The 20,069-nt window shown below is 71.0% G+C and carries 25 protein-coding genes; 13 read left to right on the forward strand and 12 right to left on the reverse strand.

What is annotated here, in order from left to right; translation table 11 throughout:
- The first annotated feature begins 4 nt into the window (after positions 1-4).
- Positions 5-529: a CinA family protein gene (locus J3P44_RS06710; RefSeq protein ID WP_255889489.1), complete on the forward strand. Its 525-nt coding sequence runs from the start codon at positions 5-7 to the stop codon at positions 527-529.
- Positions 530-575: 46 nt separating this feature from the next.
- Positions 576-887 (forward strand): helix-turn-helix domain-containing protein, encoded by a 312-nt coding sequence (locus tag J3P44_RS06715; RefSeq protein WP_255889490.1) that lies wholly within the window; start codon positions 576-578, stop codon positions 885-887.
- Between the two features lie 7 nt (positions 888-894).
- On the opposite strand, the gene J3P44_RS06720 is transcribed toward J3P44_RS06715, so the two are convergent.
- Genes J3P44_RS06720 through J3P44_RS06735 form a run of 4 tightly spaced genes read right to left on the reverse strand, consistent with a single transcriptional unit; the run spans position 895 to position 7,899 of the window.
- Positions 895-1,686: a DNA-formamidopyrimidine glycosylase family protein gene (locus J3P44_RS06720; RefSeq protein ID WP_255889491.1), complete on the reverse strand. Its 792-nt coding sequence runs from the start codon at positions 1,684-1,686 to the stop codon at positions 895-897.
- Positions 1,679-6,190 (reverse strand): ATP-dependent helicase, encoded by a 4,512-nt coding sequence (locus tag J3P44_RS06725; RefSeq protein WP_255889492.1) that lies wholly within the window; start codon positions 6,188-6,190, stop codon positions 1,679-1,681. The genes J3P44_RS06720 and J3P44_RS06725 overlap by 8 nt, the downstream gene beginning before the upstream one ends.
- A gap of 57 nt (positions 6,191-6,247) precedes the next feature.
- Positions 6,248-7,528 (reverse strand): RNA polymerase sigma factor, encoded by a 1,281-nt coding sequence (locus J3P44_RS06730; protein ID WP_255889493.1) that lies wholly within the window; start codon positions 7,526-7,528, stop codon positions 6,248-6,250.
- Between the two features lie 23 nt (positions 7,529-7,551).
- Positions 7,552-7,899, reverse strand: a complete 348-nt coding sequence (locus J3P44_RS06735) for a YciI family protein (RefSeq protein ID WP_255889495.1) — start codon at positions 7,897-7,899, stop codon at positions 7,552-7,554.
- A 287-nt stretch (positions 7,900-8,186) separates the two neighbouring features.
- Between J3P44_RS06735 and J3P44_RS06740 the strand changes: the two genes are divergently transcribed.
- Complete coding sequence (locus J3P44_RS06740; protein WP_255889496.1) at positions 8,187-8,363, forward strand: hypothetical protein; 177 nt, start codon at positions 8,187-8,189, stop codon at positions 8,361-8,363.
- 38 nt (positions 8,364-8,401) lie between these two features.
- Here J3P44_RS06740 and J3P44_RS06745 read toward each other — a convergent pair whose 3' ends face one another.
- Positions 8,402-8,740, reverse strand: a complete 339-nt coding sequence (locus J3P44_RS06745; RefSeq protein ID WP_255889497.1) for a hypothetical protein — start codon at positions 8,738-8,740, stop codon at positions 8,402-8,404.
- Between the two features lie 92 nt (positions 8,741-8,832).
- Here J3P44_RS06745 and J3P44_RS06750 point away from each other — a divergent pair, with 92 nt between their 5' ends.
- A complete protein-coding gene (locus J3P44_RS06750; RefSeq protein ID WP_255889498.1) occupies positions 8,833-9,231 on the forward strand; it encodes a VOC family protein in 399 nt (132 codons plus the stop codon).
- Positions 9,232-9,255: 24 nt separating this feature from the next.
- On the forward strand, positions 9,256-9,663 hold the full coding sequence (locus tag J3P44_RS06755; RefSeq protein ID WP_255889499.1) for an NUDIX hydrolase: 408 nt from the start codon (positions 9,256-9,258) through the stop codon (positions 9,661-9,663).
- Positions 9,664-9,713: 50 nt separating this feature from the next.
- Here J3P44_RS06755 and J3P44_RS06760 read toward each other — a convergent pair whose 3' ends face one another.
- From J3P44_RS06760 to J3P44_RS06775, 4 genes are read right to left on the reverse strand one after another with little or no spacing between them, the layout of a single operon-like run.
- On the reverse strand, positions 9,714-9,956 hold the full coding sequence (locus tag J3P44_RS06760; protein WP_255889500.1) for a hypothetical protein: 243 nt from the start codon (positions 9,954-9,956) through the stop codon (positions 9,714-9,716).
- Positions 9,953-10,186, reverse strand: a complete 234-nt coding sequence (locus J3P44_RS06765; RefSeq protein ID WP_255889501.1) for an anti-sigma factor — start codon at positions 10,184-10,186, stop codon at positions 9,953-9,955. Before J3P44_RS06765 ends, J3P44_RS06760 begins: the two co-directional genes overlap by 4 nt.
- Positions 10,183-10,839, reverse strand: coding sequence for an RNA polymerase sigma factor (locus J3P44_RS06770; RefSeq protein WP_255889503.1), 657 nt, complete (start codon positions 10,837-10,839; stop codon positions 10,183-10,185). The genes J3P44_RS06765 and J3P44_RS06770 overlap by 4 nt, the downstream gene beginning before the upstream one ends.
- The gene (locus J3P44_RS06775) at positions 10,836-11,072 is read right to left on the reverse strand and encodes a hypothetical protein (RefSeq protein ID WP_255889504.1); all 237 of its coding nucleotides are present in this window, start codon (positions 11,070-11,072) and stop codon (positions 10,836-10,838) included. The genes J3P44_RS06770 and J3P44_RS06775 overlap by 4 nt, the downstream gene beginning before the upstream one ends.
- A 156-nt stretch (positions 11,073-11,228) precedes the next feature.
- Between J3P44_RS06775 and J3P44_RS06780 the strand changes: the two genes are divergently transcribed.
- From J3P44_RS06780 to J3P44_RS06790, 3 genes are read left to right on the forward strand one after another with little or no spacing between them, the layout of a single operon-like run.
- On the forward strand, positions 11,229-11,645 hold the full coding sequence (locus J3P44_RS06780; protein ID WP_255889505.1) for a hypothetical protein: 417 nt from the start codon (positions 11,229-11,231) through the stop codon (positions 11,643-11,645).
- Positions 11,642-12,268, forward strand: a complete 627-nt coding sequence (folE, locus tag J3P44_RS06785; RefSeq protein WP_255889506.1) for a GTP cyclohydrolase I FolE — start codon at positions 11,642-11,644, stop codon at positions 12,266-12,268. Before J3P44_RS06780 ends, folE begins: the two co-directional genes overlap by 4 nt.
- Positions 12,265-13,473, forward strand: coding sequence for an NAD(P)/FAD-dependent oxidoreductase (locus J3P44_RS06790; protein ID WP_255889508.1), 1,209 nt, complete (start codon positions 12,265-12,267; stop codon positions 13,471-13,473). The genes folE and J3P44_RS06790 overlap by 4 nt, the downstream gene beginning before the upstream one ends.
- Before the next feature lie 31 nt (positions 13,474-13,504).
- Here the strand turns inward: J3P44_RS06790 and J3P44_RS06795 are convergent, their stop codons facing one another.
- Entirely contained in the window at positions 13,505-13,996 is a 492-nt protein-coding gene (locus J3P44_RS06795) for a MarR family transcriptional regulator (protein WP_255889510.1), read from the reverse strand.
- Between the two features lie 90 nt (positions 13,997-14,086).
- Here J3P44_RS06795 and J3P44_RS06800 point away from each other — a divergent pair, with 90 nt between their 5' ends.
- Together J3P44_RS06800 and J3P44_RS06805 are read left to right on the forward strand one after the other, a co-directional pair.
- Positions 14,087-14,230 (forward strand): hypothetical protein, encoded by a 144-nt coding sequence (locus J3P44_RS06800; protein ID WP_255889511.1) that lies wholly within the window; start codon positions 14,087-14,089, stop codon positions 14,228-14,230.
- A 40-nt stretch (positions 14,231-14,270) separates the two neighbouring features.
- On the forward strand, positions 14,271-16,127 hold the full coding sequence (locus J3P44_RS06805; protein ID WP_305122091.1) for an FAD-dependent oxidoreductase: 1,857 nt from the start codon (positions 14,271-14,273) through the stop codon (positions 16,125-16,127).
- A gap of 80 nt (positions 16,128-16,207) precedes the next feature.
- Here J3P44_RS06805 and J3P44_RS06810 read toward each other — a convergent pair whose 3' ends face one another.
- Both J3P44_RS06810 and J3P44_RS06815 read right to left on the reverse strand, forming a co-directional pair.
- Positions 16,208-16,411 (reverse strand): cold-shock protein, encoded by a 204-nt coding sequence (locus J3P44_RS06810; protein ID WP_255889512.1) that lies wholly within the window; start codon positions 16,409-16,411, stop codon positions 16,208-16,210.
- A 246-nt stretch (positions 16,412-16,657) separates the two neighbouring features.
- Entirely contained in the window at positions 16,658-17,413 is a 756-nt protein-coding gene (locus J3P44_RS06815) for a YqjF family protein (protein ID WP_255889513.1), read from the reverse strand.
- A gap of 105 nt (positions 17,414-17,518) precedes the next feature.
- On the opposite strand from J3P44_RS06815, the gene J3P44_RS06820 reads away from it, so the two are divergent.
- Genes J3P44_RS06820 through J3P44_RS06830 form a run of 3 tightly spaced genes read left to right on the forward strand, consistent with a single transcriptional unit; the run spans position 17,519 to position 20,060 of the window.
- Positions 17,519-18,454: an ABC transporter ATP-binding protein gene (locus J3P44_RS06820; protein WP_443678170.1), complete on the forward strand. Its 936-nt coding sequence runs from the start codon at positions 17,519-17,521 to the stop codon at positions 18,452-18,454.
- The gene (locus J3P44_RS06825; protein ID WP_255889514.1) at positions 18,454-19,281 is read left to right on the forward strand and encodes an ABC transporter permease; all 828 of its coding nucleotides are present in this window, start codon (positions 18,454-18,456) and stop codon (positions 19,279-19,281) included. Before J3P44_RS06820 ends, J3P44_RS06825 begins: the two co-directional genes overlap by 1 nt.
- Complete coding sequence (locus J3P44_RS06830) at positions 19,281-20,060, forward strand: ABC transporter permease (RefSeq protein WP_255889515.1); 780 nt, start codon at positions 19,281-19,283, stop codon at positions 20,058-20,060. Before J3P44_RS06825 ends, J3P44_RS06830 begins: the two co-directional genes overlap by 1 nt.
- Positions 20,061-20,069 lie beyond the last annotated feature (9 nt).

A 20,069-nucleotide genomic window follows, 5' to 3' on the forward strand; every position in this document is an offset into this window, starting at 1 on the left:
GGACGTGACCACAGAACCAGGTCGGGCGCTGGCGGCGGGGGTGCTCGAGACGCTGGCGCGGCGCGGCGAGACCGTCGCCACCGCCGAGTCGCTCACCGGAGGACTGCTCTCCGCCCGGCTCACCGACGTACCCGGTGCCTCGCGCAGCTTCGTGGGTGGCGTCGTGTCCTACGCGACACACGTCAAGGTGTCCGCGCTGGACGTCCCCGCCGACCTGGTCGAGCAGCACGGCGTGATCTCCGAGGAGTGCGCGAGCGCGATGGCGCGCGGCGTGCGCACCCGCCTCGGCTCGACATGGGGGATCGCCACGACGGGCGTCGCGGGGCCGGATGCCCAGGAGGGTCGGCCGGTGGGCACCGTGTGGGTCGCCGTCGCCGGTCCCGACCACGTCGAGACGCGCGAGCTGGCGCTGGAGGGCGACCGGTGGGCGATCCGCCAGGCCTCGTGTGACGCCGCACTGGCGGTCCTCGACGGGGTCCTCACCCCCGAAGACGGCGTCCTGCCTCGGGAAGAAGGGGGCCTCCGGTAGCGTTGGGCCAGACGACTCCCCTCCACCCAGAGCAAGGACCGCGCGCATGGTGCTCTTCCGACGACTGCTCGGTGACGTCCTCCGTGGTGCGCGGATGCAGCGTGGGATGACCCTGCGGGAGCTCTCCGCCGAGGCGCGGGTGAGCCTGGGCTACATCTCGGAGATCGAGCGAGGGCAGAAGGAAGCGTCCTCCGAGCTCCTCGCCTCGCTGTGCCAGGCGATGGACCTCCCCCTGTCCGACGTGCTGCGAGACGTCGCGGACGCGGTCGCCCTCGAGGAGATCGCCATCGGGATCGTGGGCAGCGCGACGATCGCCGCCGGGCGACCGTCGGGCGACGTGGTCGCCTCCGCCGCCTGAGTCGCCGTCAGGTGACGGGCTGGCAGCTGGGGCACCAGTAGGCAGCCCGCTCGAGGCCCGGCTCGCCGAGCATGTCGACCAGGATGGGCGTGCCGCACCGTCGGCACGGTGACTTGTCGCGCCGGTAGACCCACAGCCGCTCCCCGGGGCGCAGGTCTCCCGTCGTCGACTGGATGGCTCGTTCCTTGTTGGCCTCCAGCATCAGGCGCGCCCGGCGTACGAGGCGAGGCAGGTCGGCCACCCGCGACACCGCGGTCGCCGGGTGCACGCCGCTGGTGAAGCACAGCTCGGCCATGTACATGTTGCCGATCCCAGCGAGGTTGCGCTGGTCGAGGAGCGCCTGGCCGACCGGGCGCTCGGGCTGGCACCGCAGCCGGGCGAGTGCCTTGTCGAGGTCCCAGTCGGGGCCGAGCAGGTCGGGTCCGAGGTGTGCGGTCAGGGACGCCTCCTCCTGGCGCGGCACCACCTCCACGATGCCGAGCGAGAACCCCACTGCGGAGCGGCCCTCGATGCCCAGCACGACCCGAACCTGGGGGGACGGTCGACGCCACTTGTCCCCGGTGGCGTAGATGTGCCACGAACCCTCCATCTTGAGGTGGGTGTGGAGGGTCCAGGCGCGGTCGTGGTCGATCCGGGTCAGCAGGTGCTTGCCGCGGGCCAGGGTGCGCACCACCGTGCCGCCCGTGAGGTCGACGGTGGCGAACGCCGGCACCCGGAAGTCGCTGACCGTCAGGCGGTGACCGGTCAGGGCGCGATCGAGCGCCGACGCGGCACGGTGGACGGTGTCTCCCTCAGGCACGCAGTCTCAGTCCCTTCGGTGTCGCGACGAACCCTGCAGCCGACAGTGCCAGCCGGATGGGAGTCTCGCCGCCGCTGCCGATCAACGCCTGGCCGTCGGCCTTCTCCACAGTGAGCCGGCCCAGTGCACCACGTCGAGCCGCGTCGGCCAAAGCCGACATGGCCGGGGTGAGCAGGTCCGGGTCGTCGCTCCAGGTCAGGAGGGTGCGTCCGCCGCGCTCGACGTAGACCGTCAAAGCGCCGTCGACGACGACCACGAGCGCTCCGGCCTTGCGTCCCGGCCGGTGGCCGGCGCGCTCGCTGTCGAGTGGCTCGGGCCAGGGGAGTGCGGCACCGAAGACGTTGGCCGGGTCGGTGGCGGCCAGGGCGACGACGGCGGGCTTGCCGCCCTTGGCGCCCTCGGGCTCGGCGAACGTGCGCAGCCGGTCGATGGCGCCGGCCGTCCCGAACTGGGCCGCGCCCAGGCCGTCGATGAAGTAGCCGCGTCGACAGCGGCCGGTGTCCTCGAAGGCACTGAGGACCTTGTAGACCCCCGCGAAGCCTCCGGCCACCCGCTCGCTGACCACGGCGCCGCGGGTCACGACGCCGTGCCGCTCCAGCAGGTGCTCGGCCCGGGCCTTCGCCCGGCGAGTGGGGTCGACGTCGCGCTCGGGCAGCAGCGCCCACCGGCCGGCCGTCTCCGGAGGACCGGTGCGGACCGGCATCCGCCCCATCCGCCCCGTCCGCGGGGGAGTGCGACGGGTGCGGTGCGACGGCGTACCGCTGCGCACCAGTGCCCGCAGCGGTGTGAGGGTGTCGTTGGTGACCAGGCCACGCCACACGAGCTCCCACAGCGCCGTGGAGAGCTCGGCGTCGCTGTTGGCGCCGACCCGCTCGGCCAGCTGCCGGAAGAACCAGGCGCCACCGGGGTCGAGGGCGTCGAGCACGGCCCGCTGCAGCCCGGTCGGCTCGTCGGACTCGATCTCGGGGAGCGTGAGGTGTGCCTGGTCGGCGAGGTGCAGGCTGACCCAGCCGTCACTGCCCGGCAGTGGCGAGTGGCCGGCCCAGATGACCTCGCCCGAGGCGGTGAGCTCGTCGAGCATGGCGGGCTCGTAGTCGCGCACGCGGGCGGCGAGGACGAGGGGCTCGAGGGCGCTGGCCGGGACCGGGCACCCCGCGAGCTGGTCGATGGCGGCGACGACCCCGTCCAGGCCGCGCAACGACCCGCCCACGCGCTGCCAGGCAGGGAGGAAGCGGGCGACCGCGTCGTGGCTGACCGGCTCGATCTCCTGGCGCAGCCGGGCGAGCGAACGGCGGCGCAGCTTGCGGAGCACCTCGGCGTCGCACCACTCGGTCCCGGAGCCGGACGGCCGGAACTCGCCGTCGAGCACCCGGCCGCGGGCGCCGAGGCGCTGGAGGGTCTGTCGGGCGACGGCTTCGCCCAGGCCCAGCCTGGCGGCGACCTCCGCGGCGGTGAACGGACCGTGGCTGCGGGCGTAGCGGGAGACGAGGTCGCCCAATGGGTCCTCGGGCAGCTCGAGGAAGGCCTCAGGCGTGCCGACCGGCACCGGCACACCGAGGCCGTCGCGCAGCCGGCCGATGTCCTCGATGGCGGTCCACCGGTCCTCGCCGGCCATCCGCACCTCCACCACCCGGCGTACGTCGGCGAGCGTGGACAGCCAGCCCTCGACGTCGGCGCCATCGACCGCGCGCTCGCGGATCTCGTCGACCGACAACGGCCCGACCAGGCGCAGCAGGTCGGCGACCGCCTCCGCGTCGCGAGCGCGCCGCTCGGGCGCCAGCCACTGCAGCTCGGCCTCCACCTCGGCGAGGACCTCGGGATCGAGCAGCTCGCGCAGCTCGGCGCGGCCGAGCAGCTCGGCGAGGAGCCCCTGGTCGAGGGAGAGGGCGGCGGCCCGCCGCTCGGCGATGGGGGAGTCGCCCTCGTAGACGAACTGGGCTACGTAGCCGAAGAGCAGGCTGCGCGCGAACGGGCTGGGGGAGGTGGTGGCGACGTCCACCACGGTGACCTCCCGCCGCTGCACCCGGCCCAGCAGCGCGACCAGGGCGGGCAGGTCGTAGACGTCCTGCAGGCACTCGCGCACCGCCTCGAGCACGATCGGGAACGACGGGTAAAGCGATGCGACCTGGAGGAGCTGCGCGCTGCGCTGGCGCTGCTGCCACAGCGGGCTGCGCCGACCGGGGTCGCGCCGGGGCAGGAGCAGCGCCCGCGCCGCGCACTCGCGGAAGCGGCTCGCGAACAACGCAGAGCCGCCCACCTCCTGGGTGACGAGCTGCTCGATCTCCTCGGGCTCGAAGACGATGACCTCGCCGGTCGGCGGCTCGGCGTCGGTGTCGGGGATCCGGATGACGATGCCGTCGTCGGACGCCACGGCCTGGCCGTCGACGTCGAAGCGCTCGCGCAACCGCGCATTGATCGCGAGCGCCCAGGGCGCGTGGACCGGGGTGCCGTAGGGGGAGTGGACGACCAGGCGCCAGTCGCCGAGCTCGTCGCGGAAGCGCTCGACGACGACCTGGGTGTCGTGGGGGACGACCTGGGTGGCTTCGCGCTGCTCGGCGAGGTAGGCGACGAGGTTGGTGGCCGCGTTGACGTCGAGGCCGCGCTCCTGGACCGAGGCGATGGCCTTGGCGGTGGGGGCAGCCGCGAGCTCGCGGGTGAAGGCACCGACGGCGGCGCCGAGCTCGGCCGGGCGGCCGAGGGCGTCGCCCTTCCAGAACGGCAGCCGGCCGGGGATGCCGGGTGCGGGCGTGACCAGGACCCGGTCGTGCGTGATGTCCTCGATCCGCCAGCTGGTGGCGCCGAGGGCGAAGATGTCGCCGACCCGCGACTCGTAGACCATCTCCTCGTCGAGCTCCCCGACGCGGCTGGCCTTCTCGCCGACGAGGAAGACGCCGAACAGCCCGCGGTCGGGGATGGTGCCGCCGCTGGTGACGGCGAGCCGCTGGGCGCCGGGTCGTCCGCTGAGGGTGCCGGTCACGCGGTCCCACACGATGCGCGGGCGCAGCTCGGCGAACTCGTCGCTGGGGTAGCGACCGCTGAGCAGGTCGAGGGTGGCGTCGAAGGCGGCGCGGGGGAGCTGGGCGTACGACGCCGCGCGGACGACGAGGGCGAAGAGGTCGTCGACGTCCCACTCGTCCAACGCGAGCACGGCCACCACCTGCTGGGCCAGGACGTCGAGGGGGTTGGTGGGGACCGAGAGCTTCTCGATGGCGCCGCTGCGCATCCGCTCCACGGAGACGGCGGTCTGGGCGAGGTCGCCGCGGTGCTTGGGGAACAGCACGCCGCGACTGACCTCACCGACCTGGTGACCGGCCCGACCGACCCGCTGGAGGGCGCTCGCCACGCTCGGCGGCGACTCGATCTGGACGACCAGGTCGACCGCCCCCATGTCGATGCCGAGCTCGAGGCTGCTGGTGGCGACCACGCACGGCAGCCGGCCCCGCTTGAGGTCGTCCTCGATGACGGCGCGCTGCTCCTTGGAGACCGAGCCGTGGTGGGCCTTGGCGATGATCGTCCCGGCCCCCCTGCTCTGGCCGGACTGCGCCATGACCTGCGCGGGCGACCCGCCCTCCGGCGCCTTCTCGCCGCCCGCCCGCTCCGTCGCGATCTCGTTGAGACGGGCCGTGAGCCGCTCGGCCAGGCGCCGGGAGTTGGCGAAGACGATCGTCGAGCGGTGCTGCTCGACGAGGTCGACGACGTGCTCCTCGACGTGCGGCCAGATGCTGGTCGAGCGGCCGGGGTCGCCGGACTCCTCGTCGTACTCCTCCGGCATCGTCATGTCCTCGACCGGCACGACGACCCGGAGGTCCCACTCCTTCGTGCTGGGAGGGGCGACGACCTCGACGGGCTGCGTGCCACAGAGGAAGCGCGCCACCTCGTCGAGGGGGCGGACGGTCGCGCTCAGGCCGATGCGCTGGGCCGGTCGCTCGAGCAGCGAGTCGAGCCGCTCCAGGCTCAGGCCGAGGTGGGCGCCGCGCTTGGTGCCGGCGACGGCGTGGACCTCGTCGACGATCACCGTGTCGACGCTGCGCAGTGTCTCGCGCGCCTGGCTGGTGAGCATCAGGAAGAGCGACTCGGGCGTGGTGATCAGGATGTCGGGCGGGGTGGTGCCGAGCTTGCGCCGCTCGGCGGGGCTCGTGTCACCCGAGCGCAGCCCGACGGTGACCTCGGGGACCGTGGCCTGGAGCCGCTCGGCGGTGTGGCGGATGCCGGTCAGCGGCGCGCGCAGGTTGCGCTCGACGTCGACGCCGAGCGCCTTGAGCGGGGAGATGTAGAGGACGCGGGTGCGCTTGCGCTTGTCCTCGGGCGGCGGCGTGCTCAACAAGCGGTCGATCGCGTGCAGGAAGGCACTCAGCGTCTTGCCGCTGCCGGTGGGCGCCACGACGAGCGCGTGCTTGCCGTCGGCGATCGTCGACCAGGCTCCCTCCTGCGCCGGCGTGGGCCCGGCGAAGGAGGCCTCGAACCAGGCGCGGGTGGGCGCACTGAAGCGGTCGAGTGCGGTCATGCTGTGCAGTCTGTCACCGAGGTGCGACAACGCTCACGCCCCAACGGCTGGATCGGCTCACGTCCGCTCCAGGTTCACCGCCGCGCGACGGCGGAGGACCGCTCGCTCGGCCTCGTTCCTGGTGAGCACGGCCGCGTCGGTGAACGCCTCGCTCGCCTGCTGGTGCAGTCCCGATCGCTCGAGAAGGTCTCCTCGTACGCTCGGCACGAGAGGCGAGTCGCCGAGGGCAGCGGCGTCCACGCCCGCGAGGACCGCGAGGCCCGCCTCGGGACCGAAGGCACGCGCGTGCGCGACCGCCCGGTTCACCTCCACGACCGGGCCCGGCGCGGCGTCGGCCAGGACGTCGTACAGGCGTGCGATCCGATGCCAGTCGGTGTCCTCGGCACGGGGTGCGAGGGCGTGCTGCGCAGCGATCGAGGCCTGCAGGAAGTACGTGCCGATCGGCGTTCCGCTGGCGGCGAGCGACTCGGCCCGGTCCAGCGCAGCCAGGCCACGGCGGATCATCAGCTGGTCCCAGCGCGTGCGGTCCTGGTCGTCGAGGAGGACGGGTGCGCCGTGCTCGTCGATGCGAGCGGATATCCGCGAGCCCTGCAGCTCCAGCAGCGCCTGCAGGCCGAGCACCTCGGGCTCGTCGGGAGCGAGCATCGCGAGCATCCGCGCGAGCCTCGTCGCCTCGGCGGCCAGGTCGGGCCGGGTCCAGCCATCGCCGGCGGTGGCCGTGTAGCCCTCGTTGAAGATCAGGTAGATCACGGCCATGACGTCGTCGAGACGCGCGGCCCGTTCCGGCCCCGTGGGCAGCTCGAACTCCGCGTGGGACGAGGACAGCGTCTTCTTGGCCCGCGAGATGCGCTGGCCCATGGTGGCCTCGCTGGTCAGGAAGGCCCGTGCGATCTCGTTCGTGCTCAGTCCTCCGACGAGCCGCAGGGTCAGCGCGGCACGCGACTCCGGTGTCAGGCTGGGGTGGCACGACAAGAAGATGAGCCGCAGGACGTCGTCGTCGATGTGGTCGACCTGGCTGTCGAGGTCGGGCATCTGCGCCTCCTCTCCTCTGCTGGAGCCCTCCAGCTCCGCGAGCTTGCGGCGGAGGTTGTCAGCGCGCCGGAAGTGGTCGATGCCGCGGCGCTTGGCCGTCGTCATCAACCACGCGGTCGGGTTGTCCGGGACCCCCGTCGTGGGCCACTGCTCGAGCGCGGCGACCAGGGCGTCCTGGGCCAGGTCGGCAGCGAGCTCCACGTCGCGCGTCATCCGGGTGAGCGCGCCCACGAGGCGGGCCCCGTCGGCCCGCCACGCGGCGTGCACGGCCTGGGTCGGGTCATCCTGACGGGTCTCTGCCGACACCGGACCAGCGTAGTGAGTCCCCGTCAGTCGCCGGGCGCCTCAGGACCCTCGGAGATCTGGCGGAGCGTCGCGATCACGGTGGCCTCCGGCCAGTGCTTCGCGTGCAGCTCGGCGAACTCCCGCTGGTCGGCCACCGCCTCGTCGAGGTCGGCGTACTCCATGATCGCCCAGCCGCCGACGACCTCCTTGCCCTCGGCGTACGGTCCGTCGACGCGCGTGACCTCGCCCTTGCGGACCACGAAGTTCACGGCGTCCTCCGTGCCGTAGAGACCGCCTCCGTCGAGGAACACCCCCTTGGCGGCGCGCTCGCCGATGTGGACGTCCATGGCGTCGAAGATCGCCTGTGGCGGCGCGCCGATGCCCTCTTCCATCCTGACGAATCCCATGAATCGCGGCATCTCGATCACTCCCTGCTGGTTGGGGTGGACTGGCTTCTCGCGCGTATGTCGAACGGGGGCGAGGCTCTTCGACATCGGCCCCCGGGCTTTTCCGAGTGGCTCGGCTCTCCGCGATCGTGGCCGGGCGCGCATCAGCCCGCCAGCCTCCATCGCCACCGCTCGCTCGCCCGCGATGCGTGTCGAAGCGTAGGCCCGGTCGCTGCGAAACGGTTTCCGCCGCAGGCGTGGTTCCTGGATCGGACCGACCTACCGTTGTCAGCATGGATGAAGACGTGCGCCGTGAGCTCGACGAGCTGCGTCGGCGGATTGCGGAGCTCGAGAACATGTTGACCCGGCTCGCCGGCGTGGGACCCATCGTTCCGATGCCACCCGATGCCGACCCGTTGCGCCATCCGCAGCCACCACCGCCTGGCGACTTCCCGCGCACCTCGAGCTAGCCAACCGACAGGGGCCGTGCCCCCGGAGAACACACGGTCTATGACGACGAGGTGGTGGTGGCGAGAAGCCTCCGCGCTCGGCGCCCCAGGTCACTGAGGTCGACCCGACCCTCCTCAGCCGCCGCCGCGAGGCGCGCGGCCAGGTCCATCGCCTCGTCCAGCACGGGCGCCGCCGCGGCGGACTCCTGTCCCATGTCCCGGAGGATCGTCACCTCGGTCCTGGACGCGATCAACGGGTCGGCGACCCCGTCGATCCACACCCGGGTGCGACGGCCGTCGCCGCGTTCCTCCCCGGCAATCCGCTCCAGGGCGAAGATGCGGTCGGCGCGCGCGAACTTGCCGAAGCCCAGCGCCACCATGCGGGAGTCCGTCGTCACAGGGCAATCTTCTCATCGCCGGTCGGCTCTGACCCGGCGTCGCACGCGAGCTCCTGAACGCCGCCCTGCTTCCACATGTGTGAAGATCGTGCATGCCCCTGAGCACCCATGAACTACGGGCGTCCATCGCCGTGTCCGACATCCAGAAGGCGGTCGCGTTCTACGAGGGCAAGCTGGGCCTGCAGCCCCTGGAGTCGGGTCCCAGCGCCGACATCGCCGACGGGAGCCGTGTCTACGGTTCGGGTGGCGGGCCCGCCCTGAACGTGTACGAGTCGGACACTGCCGGTACGACTGCGGCGACACTCGCGACGTGGTACGTCGATGACATCGACCAGATCGTCGACGAGCTCGCGTCGTCCGGCGTGGAGCTCGTCCGCTACGACCAGTTCGAGCATGACCCCCGCGGCATCACGGCTCGGGCAGGGGGCGGACGTATCGCTTGGTTCCAGGATCCAGACGGCAACACCTTTGCCATCGAAGCAGAGGTCTGACATTCGTTTCCGCATACTTGACCGGTGGCCTTCGAGGATCGGTTCCGGTTCAGCGTGCACGCGGCGGTGATCGACAGCACTGAGGAGTCCGTGCTGTTGGTGAGGCAGTCCTACGGCGACCGACGATGGGGGCTGCCCGGGGGTGCCGTGGAGCCTGGGGAGACGATCCTGGATGCGCTCGCAAGAGAGTGCCGGGAGGAGCTCGGCGTCGATGTCGAGATCGGCCCGCTGACCGGGTGGTACTACCACCGCGAGTTCGAGTCGCAGGTCGGCATCTTCCGCTGCGGCCTGTCCGGCACGGCTGGGATCCAGCTCTCGGACGAGCACAGCGAGTTCCGGTGGACACCGATCACCGAGCTCACCGGCGTCCAGGCCACGCGGGTGCAGGCGGCCTTGCGCCATGAGGGCGCTCTTCACGCCCAGGTCTTCTGACGGGTCGGGCACGGCCGACCCTGGCACGACCGACCCTGGCACGCGCAGCCTCAACCAGCGCTGCTGTCGCGGTCGGCCAGGTAGTCGTGGAGCACCGTGGTGCGAGCCCCGCTGACGTGGCTCATCTGCTCGAGGCCGTCACACGAGAAGAGGCCGATGTCGATCCAGTCGTCCCTCGAGCTCAACACGTGCCAGTGACCGCCCGAGCGTTCCCACCTCGTGAGGACCTCGACCAGCCCGCCGGGCGGCTGGGACTCGGAGGGAGCGGCGTCAGGAGCGTCTGAGGAGGTCACTGGGCGTCCTCCCGCAGGAGCGCTTCCAGGGCATCGGCCTCTTCCGCACACACGCCGCAGCCGGCCAGGTGCGTGGTCATCTCGAGGTCGTCGTGATGCCGGTCGGCCAGACGCCGTTCGACGTACTGGTCCATCCGCTCGAAGCAGTCGTCACAGGAGAGGTAGGGCTCGGTGTCGACGAGCAGGCTGGCGACGGTGAGGGCGCTCACGGTCGGGTTCTGGTCGTTCATGGGGTCCTCCGGGTGGACGGCGCGTCGAGGTCACCGCTCGCGATGAGGGCCTGGCGCAGCCGCTGGCGGGCATCGTGGAGTGCTTTGTAGAGGGCGTTGCGGCTGCTGCCGAGCCGATCGGCCAGGACGTCGATGGGGACGTCCTCGACCAGGAGTGCCAGCACCACCCGGCGCTGGTGGGGGGTGAGCTGCGTGGCGATCGCGTCGTGGACGGCGCGGGACAGCTGCGCGGCTTCGCTCACTGCGGCCGGTGAGGGCGCGGGATCCACGAGCGGGAACGTGTCGGGGAGCGGGACCTCGCGGTGACGCCAGGCCTGGCTGCGTACGGCGACGCCGGCGTGCAGGATCCCGAACTTGAAGGCCCACGTGGTGAACCGGCTGCGCCCTTCGAAGGTCGGGAGCTTGCGCAGCACGGCGACCAGCGCGTCGTCGGCCGCCTGCTGGGCCAGGTCGTCGACCTGGGCGGCATCGGCCCCGGGGAGGAGGTCGCGCAACCTCCACACCTGGTAGCGACTGGCGCGCAGCAGCAGCTCGTGCAGGCTGGCCATGGCCGCATGCCCGGCGGGATCGTCCTGGCCGAGGTGCGTCCACCAGGCGGTGTCGTCATCCGTCGGCGTGTCCACGCCGGAGTCGGCTCGCTCCACGGTCGTCATCGGACCACCTCGCCGGGCGACGGGGCAGTGATGCGGACCGCGAGCTCGGGAGGACAGCCCCGGTCGAGGAGCTGCAGCAGCACGTGGAGGTCGAACAACGGGTCGGCAGCGACCGCGTCGGCCAGGCTTTCCTGGAAGCCTGCCTCGAGCAGGCGACACCGCCGCCAGGTGCGGGCGTCTGTCGGGGGACCGCTGCCGCAGCCGGCCGTCCCTCGCGTGGTGTGGGTGGTCATGCCTGGTTGGTGTCGTCGAGACGCCCCGGTCTTACCTCCGCACTGCCTGCGGGGTAAGAATTCCGGCGCTCCTGACACCAACACGGTCACGGACCTCTCGACGAGGACCATCATCGCCCCCCTTCTGGTGGGGGGCAACGAGAGAGGAGCACACCGATGACCTCCACCACCGCGTCCCTCCCGGGCACCCGCTCGCAACGCGGCACCGATCGGGCCTACCGGCTGCTGCGCACGGTCTTCACCGTCGCGCCCGTCGCGTTCGGCCTCGACAAGTTCGCAGGGCTCCTCACCGACTGGGAGCAGTACCTCGCGCCCTGGGTCGACGACCTCGTGCCGGGCACTGCTCACCAGGCCATGCTGGCGGTGGGTGTGATCGAGGTAGTGGCCGGCGTCGCCGTCGCGGTGGCGCCGCGGTTCGGCGCACTGCTCGTGGCGGGCTGGCTCGCGGGCATCATCATCAACCTGGTCTCCATGGGTGCCTACTACGACGTCGCCCTGCGGGACTTCGGACTCCTGGTCGGCGCACTTGCGCTGGCGACACTGGCGTTCGACCGGCACCAGGCACAGGTATGAGTGCCGTCACCGCCGCGCCCGACGCGGACACCGCCTCGCGCTGGCGTCCACGGGTCACGCACCTCCAGCGGGTCGACCCGCTGGCGGCGGAACGGGCGGCAGCCGACCTGCTCACCGCCCTGGGCATGGACCTGACTGACGACAACCTCGTCGAGACACCACGCCGGATGGCCCACGCGCTGATCGAGATGACCAGCGGCGCGGACTTCGAGCTGACGACCTTCCCCAACGACGACGACTACGACGAGCTCGTCCTGGTCCGGGACATCAGGGTCCAGTCGTTGTGCGAGCACCACATGCTGCCCTTCGTCGGGGTCGCCCACGTCGGCTACATCCCCGGCGAGCGGATCGTCGGGCTGTCGAAGCTCGCCCGGATGGTCGAGCTGCACGCTCGTCGACCGCAGACGCAGGAGCGCCTGACCAAGCGCATCGCCGATCACCTCCGCACCGAGCTGGACCCCCGAGGCGTCGGCGTGGTCGTGGAGGCGGAGCACACGTGCATGGGACTGCGCGGCGCGCGTACGCCCGGGGCGCGCACCAGCACCTCCGCCCTCTTCGGCCACCTGCGGGACGACTCCCGCACCCGTGCCGAGTTCCTCGCCCTGACCAGGAGCACCCCATGAACATCGTCATCATCGGAGCCGGCCTCGCCGGCGCCAACGCCGCCCAGGAGCTCCGCGCACAGGGACACACGGGTGACATCACGTTGATCGGCGACGAGCCGCACCCCCCGTACGAGCGGCCGCCGCTCTCCAAGGGGCTGCTGCTGGGCGACGTCGATCCTGACTCCGTCTTCGCCCACCCGACTTCCTGGTACGCCGACCACCAGGTCGAGCTGATCACCGGCGCGGCCGTCACGGACATCGACCGCGACACCAGCCACGTCACCCTCGCGGATCGACGCCTGTCCTACGACCGGCTGCTCCTGGCCACCGGCGCCCGGCCGCGCCGTCTGCCGCTGGCCGACCAGTCCGGGGCCGACGTGGCCTACCTCCGCACGATCGACGACGCGCTGGCGCTCGCGCCCCGGCTCACCGAACGCCTGCTGATCGTCGGCGCCGGCTGGATAGGGCTGGAGGTCGCCGCCGCAGCTCGGCAGGCGGGTGGCGCGGTCACGATCGTCGAGAACGCATCGCAGCCCCTGGTCCGCGTGCTCGGCCCGGAGATCGCTCCCATGGTCGCCGACCTGCACCGCGAGCACGGCGTGGACCTCCGACTCGACACGAGCATCCTCGCCATCGAGCACGTCGAGGGGCGCACCACCGTACGTCTCGACGACGGCACCGACGTCACCCCCGACCTGATCCTCGTCGGCATAGGTGCGGAGCCCGACGACTCGCTGGCAGCCAAGGCAGGGCTGGCCACGGACCACGGGGTGCTGGTCGATGCCCGACTCCGTGCCAGTGCCCCTCACGTGTATGCCGCAGGAGACGTCGCCCACCACGACCATCCGCTCCACGGGCGCCTGCGCGTCGAGCACTGGGACACGGCCATCCACCACGGCCGCCATGCGGCGCGCGTGATGCTCGGCGACGACCAGCCCTACGTCCGCCAGCCCTACTTCTTCACCGACCAGTACGACCTCGGCATGGAGTACGTCGGTCACGTCGGGCGGGAGGGCCACGACGAGGTGGTGATCCGCGGCAGCATCGCCGACCGCAGGTTCACCGCTCTCTGGATCGCCGGTGGCCGCGTGGCCGCCGGGATGCACGTCAACGACTGGGATGCCACGGACTCGCTACGTGCCCTCGTCGGTCGGCGAGCCATCCCCGCCGTGCGGAACCCGTCCCTCACCCTCGGCGAGGCACGCGCCGCTGGCGAGGGGTAGCCGGACTGGGCTCGGCCGGTCGACGCCATCCTCAGGGCCCCTTCGCCGGAGCAGGCGACACGCGGGGCGGTTCAAGTGTCTGCGTGAGGCGACGCGCCACCTGGGCGGCGGCTCGGAGGTCGTCGTCCGACCAGTCGTCGAGGAGCTTCTCGTAGAGCGAGCGGGCCGTCAGCTTCGTACGCCGATGACGCGCGGCGCCCGCGCGGGTGGCACTCACCAGGACGGCCCGGCCGTCCCGCGGGTCGCCGTCGCGCTCGACCATTCCCAGGTCCTCCAGCCGGCGGACCTGGGTGGTCATCGTGGAGCGGTCGACCTCCTGCCAGTCGGCCAGCTCCGAGAGTCGGACGGGTCCGGTGTCCGTGATCCGGCCCAGCAGCCAGGCATCGGTCCAGGACAGGGCCGGCTCCGCGTCGGCCAGCATCGCCCGCTTCACGTCGCTCCTGGTGAACCAGCGCACCAACATCGGCACCGCGCGCTCGAGGGCGATAGCGGCGTCAGCCCCGGGAGCAGGCGCTCGATCCATACGACGAGACTAGCGTCACCATTTAGTTGGATGATTCCAACCATATCGGGTGTTGCACCCAGTGACAGCCGCCCGAGGAAGGAGTCAGAGATGACCGCGACAGAGACCGCACCACGCCCGGTTGGCGAGGCTCGATCGCTCGCGGAGCGCGAGGTCGACGCCGGCGTGCCGGACATCGTCGACGTCTGGGGGCGCGACTCCTTCCCGGCCAGCGACGCGCCAGCCAACTGGTAGCGGTCGCTCACCCAACCCATCGCATGCACAGGAGGACCACATGACCAGCAGTTCCCGCCAGTTCCCCGGCTCCATCGGAACCGTCTCCGACCTGGGGATCCCGGACGAGGTGGACGTCGCCATCGTCGGATCTGGAGGTGCCGGCCTGATGGCGGCACTCACCGCCGCCAAGCAGGGCGCCCGTGTCCTCGTCGTGGAGTCCCGCGAGCTCGTCGGGGGTGCCACCGGCATCTCGGCCGGTGCCGCCTGGATCCCCAACCACGGGTTCTCCACCAAGCAGCTGAAGGTGAAGGACGACCTGGACCAGGCTCGGCGCTACATCTACGGCCAGGGGCGGGACAAGGTCCTCGACCACGCCCTGGTCGAGCAGTTCCTGGAGACCGGCCCCCGCGTCGCCCGCTACATCGAGGAGCACACGTCCTTCGGATGGATCCCGACGATCTGGCCAGACTACCGCTCGGACATCGACGGCGCGTCCATCGGCCGGGCTCTCTTCCCCGGCCCGTACTCGCCCCAGGGACTGGGTGAGGCCGCGAAGTACGTGCGCCCGGCCCTGACCACGGGCATGGCCAAGAACCCGCTGCCCTTCTGGTTGCTCGGCGGCATGGGCATCGACGAGGCCTGGCTGGCCGGCCCCGCCCTCGTCGGGGCGCTGCTCGAGGCAGGCCTGCGCAACGGAGTGGACGTACGCGTCGAGGCGCCAGCCGTCCGCCTCGTGGCGCAGGGGGCGGGCGTGCGCGGCGTCGTCGTACGCGCTGACGGTGTCGATCACACCGTACGCACCACCGGCGGTGTCCTTCTCGCGAGCGGCGGCTTCGAGAGCTCCGCCGACGCCACCTCGACCTACCTCGACGGACCCCTCGGCACGCAGGTCTCACCCGCCGGCCACGACGGCATCGCCGTCCAGCTGGCCGAGGAGGTCGGTGCCGACCTGACCGGCATGCAGGACGCCTGGTGGATGCCCGGCGTGCAGCTGCCCGGCGAGGAGCTCGAAGGCCGCCCGCTCAGCCGGGTCTTCCTGGGCGAGCGCGCGCTGCCGCACAGCATCATGGTGAACCGCAAGGGCGAGCGCTTCGCGAACGAGGCCCTGGCCTACGACCAGTTCGGCGCCATCATGCGCGAGGTCGATCCCGAGACCGGGGACATGCCCAACGCCGAGGCATGGCTGGTCTTCGACCAGAACTACTGGGACAAGTTCGGCATCTTCGGGATCGAGCCCGGGGGAGAGGCGCCCGGCTACCTCCACCGCGCGGACACCCTGGCCGAGCTGGCGAGGGAGATCGACATCGACGAGGGAGGACTGCTCGGCACCGTCGACCGCTTCAACCCGGAAGCCCGACGCGCTCAGGACCCGCAGTTCGGCCGCGGGGACACGTTGTTCGACCGCTACTTCGGCGCCTACTACCCGAGGCTCGGCAGCTACTCGCCCGACGCTCGGTTCCCGGCGGCCACCGCGAAGGCCCGGCTGCGCATCGCCAAGGCGATCGGTCCCGTGGTCAACAGGCTCGCCGGCCGGGCAGCGAGGAGCAACGACCCTGAGCGAGTGCGCTCGGTCGTCGTCGGACCCATGGCGAGGATCATCCGCCCGGTGCTCGAGAGCCCCAGGTCCAGTGTGCTCGGGCCGCTCGACACCTCCCCCTACTACGCACTGAAGGTCGAGGCCAGCGCCTTGGGCACCGTAGGGGGTCCCAGGACCGATGCCCGCGGGCGGGCGCTGGACACCGAGGGGCGGGTCATCCCCGGTCTGTACGCGGCGGGCAATGCGGGCGGCGCACCCACGAAGGGGTTCTACGGCGGCGCCGGAGGCACGATCTCGCTCGGACTGGTGTTCGGCCACCTCGCGGGCCTGGAGGCGGCCCGGCGTACGAAGGAGGCGACCCAGCGGGACGCCGCCTGAGCCTGCCCAGCAGGGCCGACGTCCCACACGCACGAATGGCCCCGACCGCAAGAGCGGTCGGGGCCAGACGTTGGTGGATCTCAGACGATGCGGACGTTCTCAGCCTGGGGACCCTTGGGGCCCTGGGCGAGGTCGAACTCGACCTTCTGGTTGTCCTCGAGCGACTTGTAGCCGCTGGACTGGATCGCGGAGAAGTGGACGAACACGTCCTCGCCGCCGCCATCCTGCGCGATGAAGCCGAAGCCCTTGTCAGCGTTGAACCACTTGACAGTTCCTGAAGCCATGATCTGTTCCCTTGTTCGGTGCCGAGGGCAACGTGCCCTCGTGCCATTGAAGACATCCAACTGAGCTGATGTCCAGCGAACCGAAAACCAGGAGTACAAGATACGAGCCGCGACTACGTGCGCGGCCAGGGCGATCCGAGAACCGCCCCTTCAACAACACCAGCGTAGTGCATGGCTGGTGGGTTCGGGTCTTCGGGGGGACGGCGATCCTCGCCGGGTCCGTCGGGTCGTGCCGTGGGCCGCTCGTCACGCACCCCCTGGACGGCGTACGTCCCGGGGCCACCCGAGCTCAGCGGACACCCCGGGGCTGAAGGCCACGTGGTCGGGCGCCCGGGCCGCCAGGCCGGGCAGGCCCCCCGATGCCATCAGGCCGTCGTCCAGTGCCAGCACCTCGGCGTCGTGCACGGGCCAGGGCTCGTGCCGGCTGCGGATGTGGAGCGTCCGACCCCACCAGTGCACGTGGACGCGCCACCGCGCGCTGAGGAAGTCGTCGAGCGGGGTCCTCTCTCGTCGCTCGCCGACCCGCACCACGACATGGCTCTCGGGCCGTGGACCGAGGCGGCGGAGGCGCGCGTCGTAGGAGTGCACGTCTCCGTCCACCCGGTGGCTCATGCTCGCCCAGCGGTAGGGCAGCCCGAAGGCCGCCCGGGCACCGATCACGGCCGGTCCCCGGTTGGTGTCGAGGCTGAGGAAGACGATGCCGCGACGCCCCCTCTCGTCGACCGAGTAGAGCCGCACGTTGGTCTCGAGGAACGATCCGAGCCAGGGGATACCGGGACCGCGGCCGATCCCGGTGCCCACTGCCCGGAACGGGATCAGGCCGACGTACGTGACACCGTCGACGCTGTCCGGACGGGCGCCCGCAGGCATCCGGTGCGCGACCAGCGCCGGGTCGACGGCCCAGTGCAGGAACGTCAGGTCGTGCCAGCCCTGGTTCATCATCACTGCTCCGGTCATGGCCGGAGCGCGTGGCGAGACGGGTTCGACGACCGGGTCGTTCACCCGTTCACCGTAGGGCAGGAGGGGGAAGGCTGTCCGTCCTCCGTGCACAGCTCTCTACGGGCAATCATTACCCCGATGTCGCGGCCCTGATCTAGTGTCGGCCACGTGACGGAACCGATGATCTCGGCTCGGGGACTCCGCAAGTCCTTCGGCGACGTGGACGCCGTGAAGGGCATCGACGTCGAGGTCCGCAAGGGCGAGGCCTTCGGCTTCCTCGGCCCCAACGGTGCTGGCAAGTCGAGCACGATGCGCATGATCGCGACCGTCAGCCCCGTGTCCGGCGGCGAGCTGAGGATCCTGGGCATGGACCCGGCGACCGAGGGGCCGGCGATCCGCTCCCGGCTCGGCGTGTGCCCGCAGGAGGACACGCTCGACAACGAGCTCAACGTCTTCGACAACCTCTATGTCTACGGCCGCTACTTCGGCATCGACAAGGCCACCGTGCGTGCGCGGGCCGAGGAGCTGCTGGAGTTCGTGCAGCTCACCGACAAGCGCCAGGCCAAGGTCGAGAACCTCTCCGGAGGCATGAAGCGCCGGCTCACCATCGCCCGCTCGCTGGTCAACAGTCCCGACCTGCTGCTGCTCGACGAGCCCACCACGGGCCTCGACCCGCAGGCCCGCCACGTCCTGTGGGACCAGCTCTTCCGTCTCAAGCAGGCCGGCGTCACCCTGGTCATCACCACCCACTACATGGACGAGGCCGAGCAGCTGTGCGACCGGCTCGTGGTCATGGACAAGGGGGTGATCGCCGCCGAGGGCTCGCCGCGGCAGCTCATCGACGAGCACTCCACCCGTGAGGTCGCCGAGCTGCGCTTCGGGATCGCCGACGAGGGAAACGTCCACGAGCAGATCGCGGGCAAGATCGAGGACCTCGGGCGGCTGGAGGTGTTGCCGGACCGGATCCTCGTCTACAGCCCTGACGGCGAGGAGGTCATCGCCAAGGTGCACGAGCGCGGCCTCGAGCCGATCGCAGTGCTGGTGCGTCGCTCCACCCTGGAGGACGTGTTCCTCAAGCTGACCGGCCGGACGCTGGTGGACTGATGGCCAGTCAGGACGGGCTGGACAGGCTCGACCGGGCGACTGGCCTCGGCATCCTCGAGGGCGCGCTGCGTCAGCTCGACTACTGGTGGACGGTCCTCAAGCGCACGTGGCGCGGCGGAGTCATCTCCAGCTTCATCTCGCCCCTCTTCTACGTCGTGGGGATGGGAGTCCTGCTCGGCGGCTTCGTCCCGGGCGACCCCGCCCGGCTCGAGGGCGCCACGTCCTACCTCGACTTCGTCGTCCCCGGCCTGGTGGCCGGACACGCCATGCAGATCGCCGTTGGGGAGACGACGTACCCGGTCATGGGCGGGATCAAGTGGCACAAGAGCTACCACGCACAGCTCGCCACACCTCTGGGCGTACGCGACATCGTCAACGCGCATCTGGGGTTCGTGGCGTTCCGCATCGCCTCCGCGTGCGCGGTCTTCCTGCTCGTGCTGGCACCGTTCGGCGTGTTCGCCTCATGGTGGGGCCCGATCCTGGCCTGGTTCGTGCTGCTCCTGCTCGGCATGGCTTTCGCGACCGTCATCTTCGGCATCAGCACGCGGATGAGCTCCGAGGAGGGTTTCGGCCTGATCTTCCGGCTCGGGGTCGTCCCGTTGATGCTGTTCTCCGGCTCGTTCTTCCCGATCGCCAACCTCGGCCCGGTGCTGGAGGTGGTCGCCTGGTTCACCCCGCTGTGGCACGGCGTCGACCTCACCCGGACGCTCTGCCTCGACACGGTGGACCTGCCGCGCGCGCTGGTGCACCTCGCGGTCCTGGCCATCATCACCGCCTTCGGCTGGCTGTGGGCCATCCGCGGGATGGAGGGGCGGATGAGGTCCTGATGGCCGTGCTGACGCCGATGCAGGCGGTGGGTGCCATCACCCTGCGCAACTACACCACCTACAAGCGCTACTGGAAGCTCTTCCTGACGGGCTTCCTCGAGCCGGTGTTCTACCTGTTCGCCATCGGGATCGGTGTCGGCCAGCTGATCGGCACGTTCGAGTTCCACGGCCAGGTCATCCCCTACGCCGACTTCGTCGCGCCGGCGATGCTCGCCGCCTCGGCGTTCAACGGAGCGATGCTCGACTCCACCTTCAACGTGTTCTTCAAGCTGCGCTACACCAAGCTGTACGACCAGATGCTGGCGACGCCGTTGAGCACCACCGACGTGGCGCGCGGGGAGATCCTGTGGGGGCAGATCCGGGGCGCGTCCTACGCAGCAATGTTCCTGCTCGTGATGCTCGCGATGGGCATGATCAACAGCTGGTGGGCGCTGCTCGCGCTGCCGGCCACGCTGCTCATCGGGTTCTCCTTCAGCGCGGTCTTCATGGCGTGGACGACCTACATGAAGAGCTTCCAGGACTTCGACAAGATCTCTCTCGTCCAGCTGCCCCTGTTCATCTTCTCGGGCACGTTCTTCCCGGTCGAGGCGTTCGGCGACAACGTGCTCCGCTGGATCGTCGAGGCGACCCCTCTCTATCGAGGAGTCGTGCTGTGCCGCGAGCTGACCACCGGTGCCGTGACCTGGGGGTCGGCGGTCTCTGTTGGCTACCTGGTGGTGATGGGTGTGCTCGGCCTGCTCGTCGTACGCCGGCGGCTGGACACGCTCCTGCGAACCTAGGGCGCGGGA

It is taken from the genome of Nocardioides astragali (genome assembly GCF_024436375.1).
GTDB lineage: Bacteria > Actinomycetota > Actinomycetes > Propionibacteriales > Nocardioidaceae > Nocardioides > Nocardioides astragali.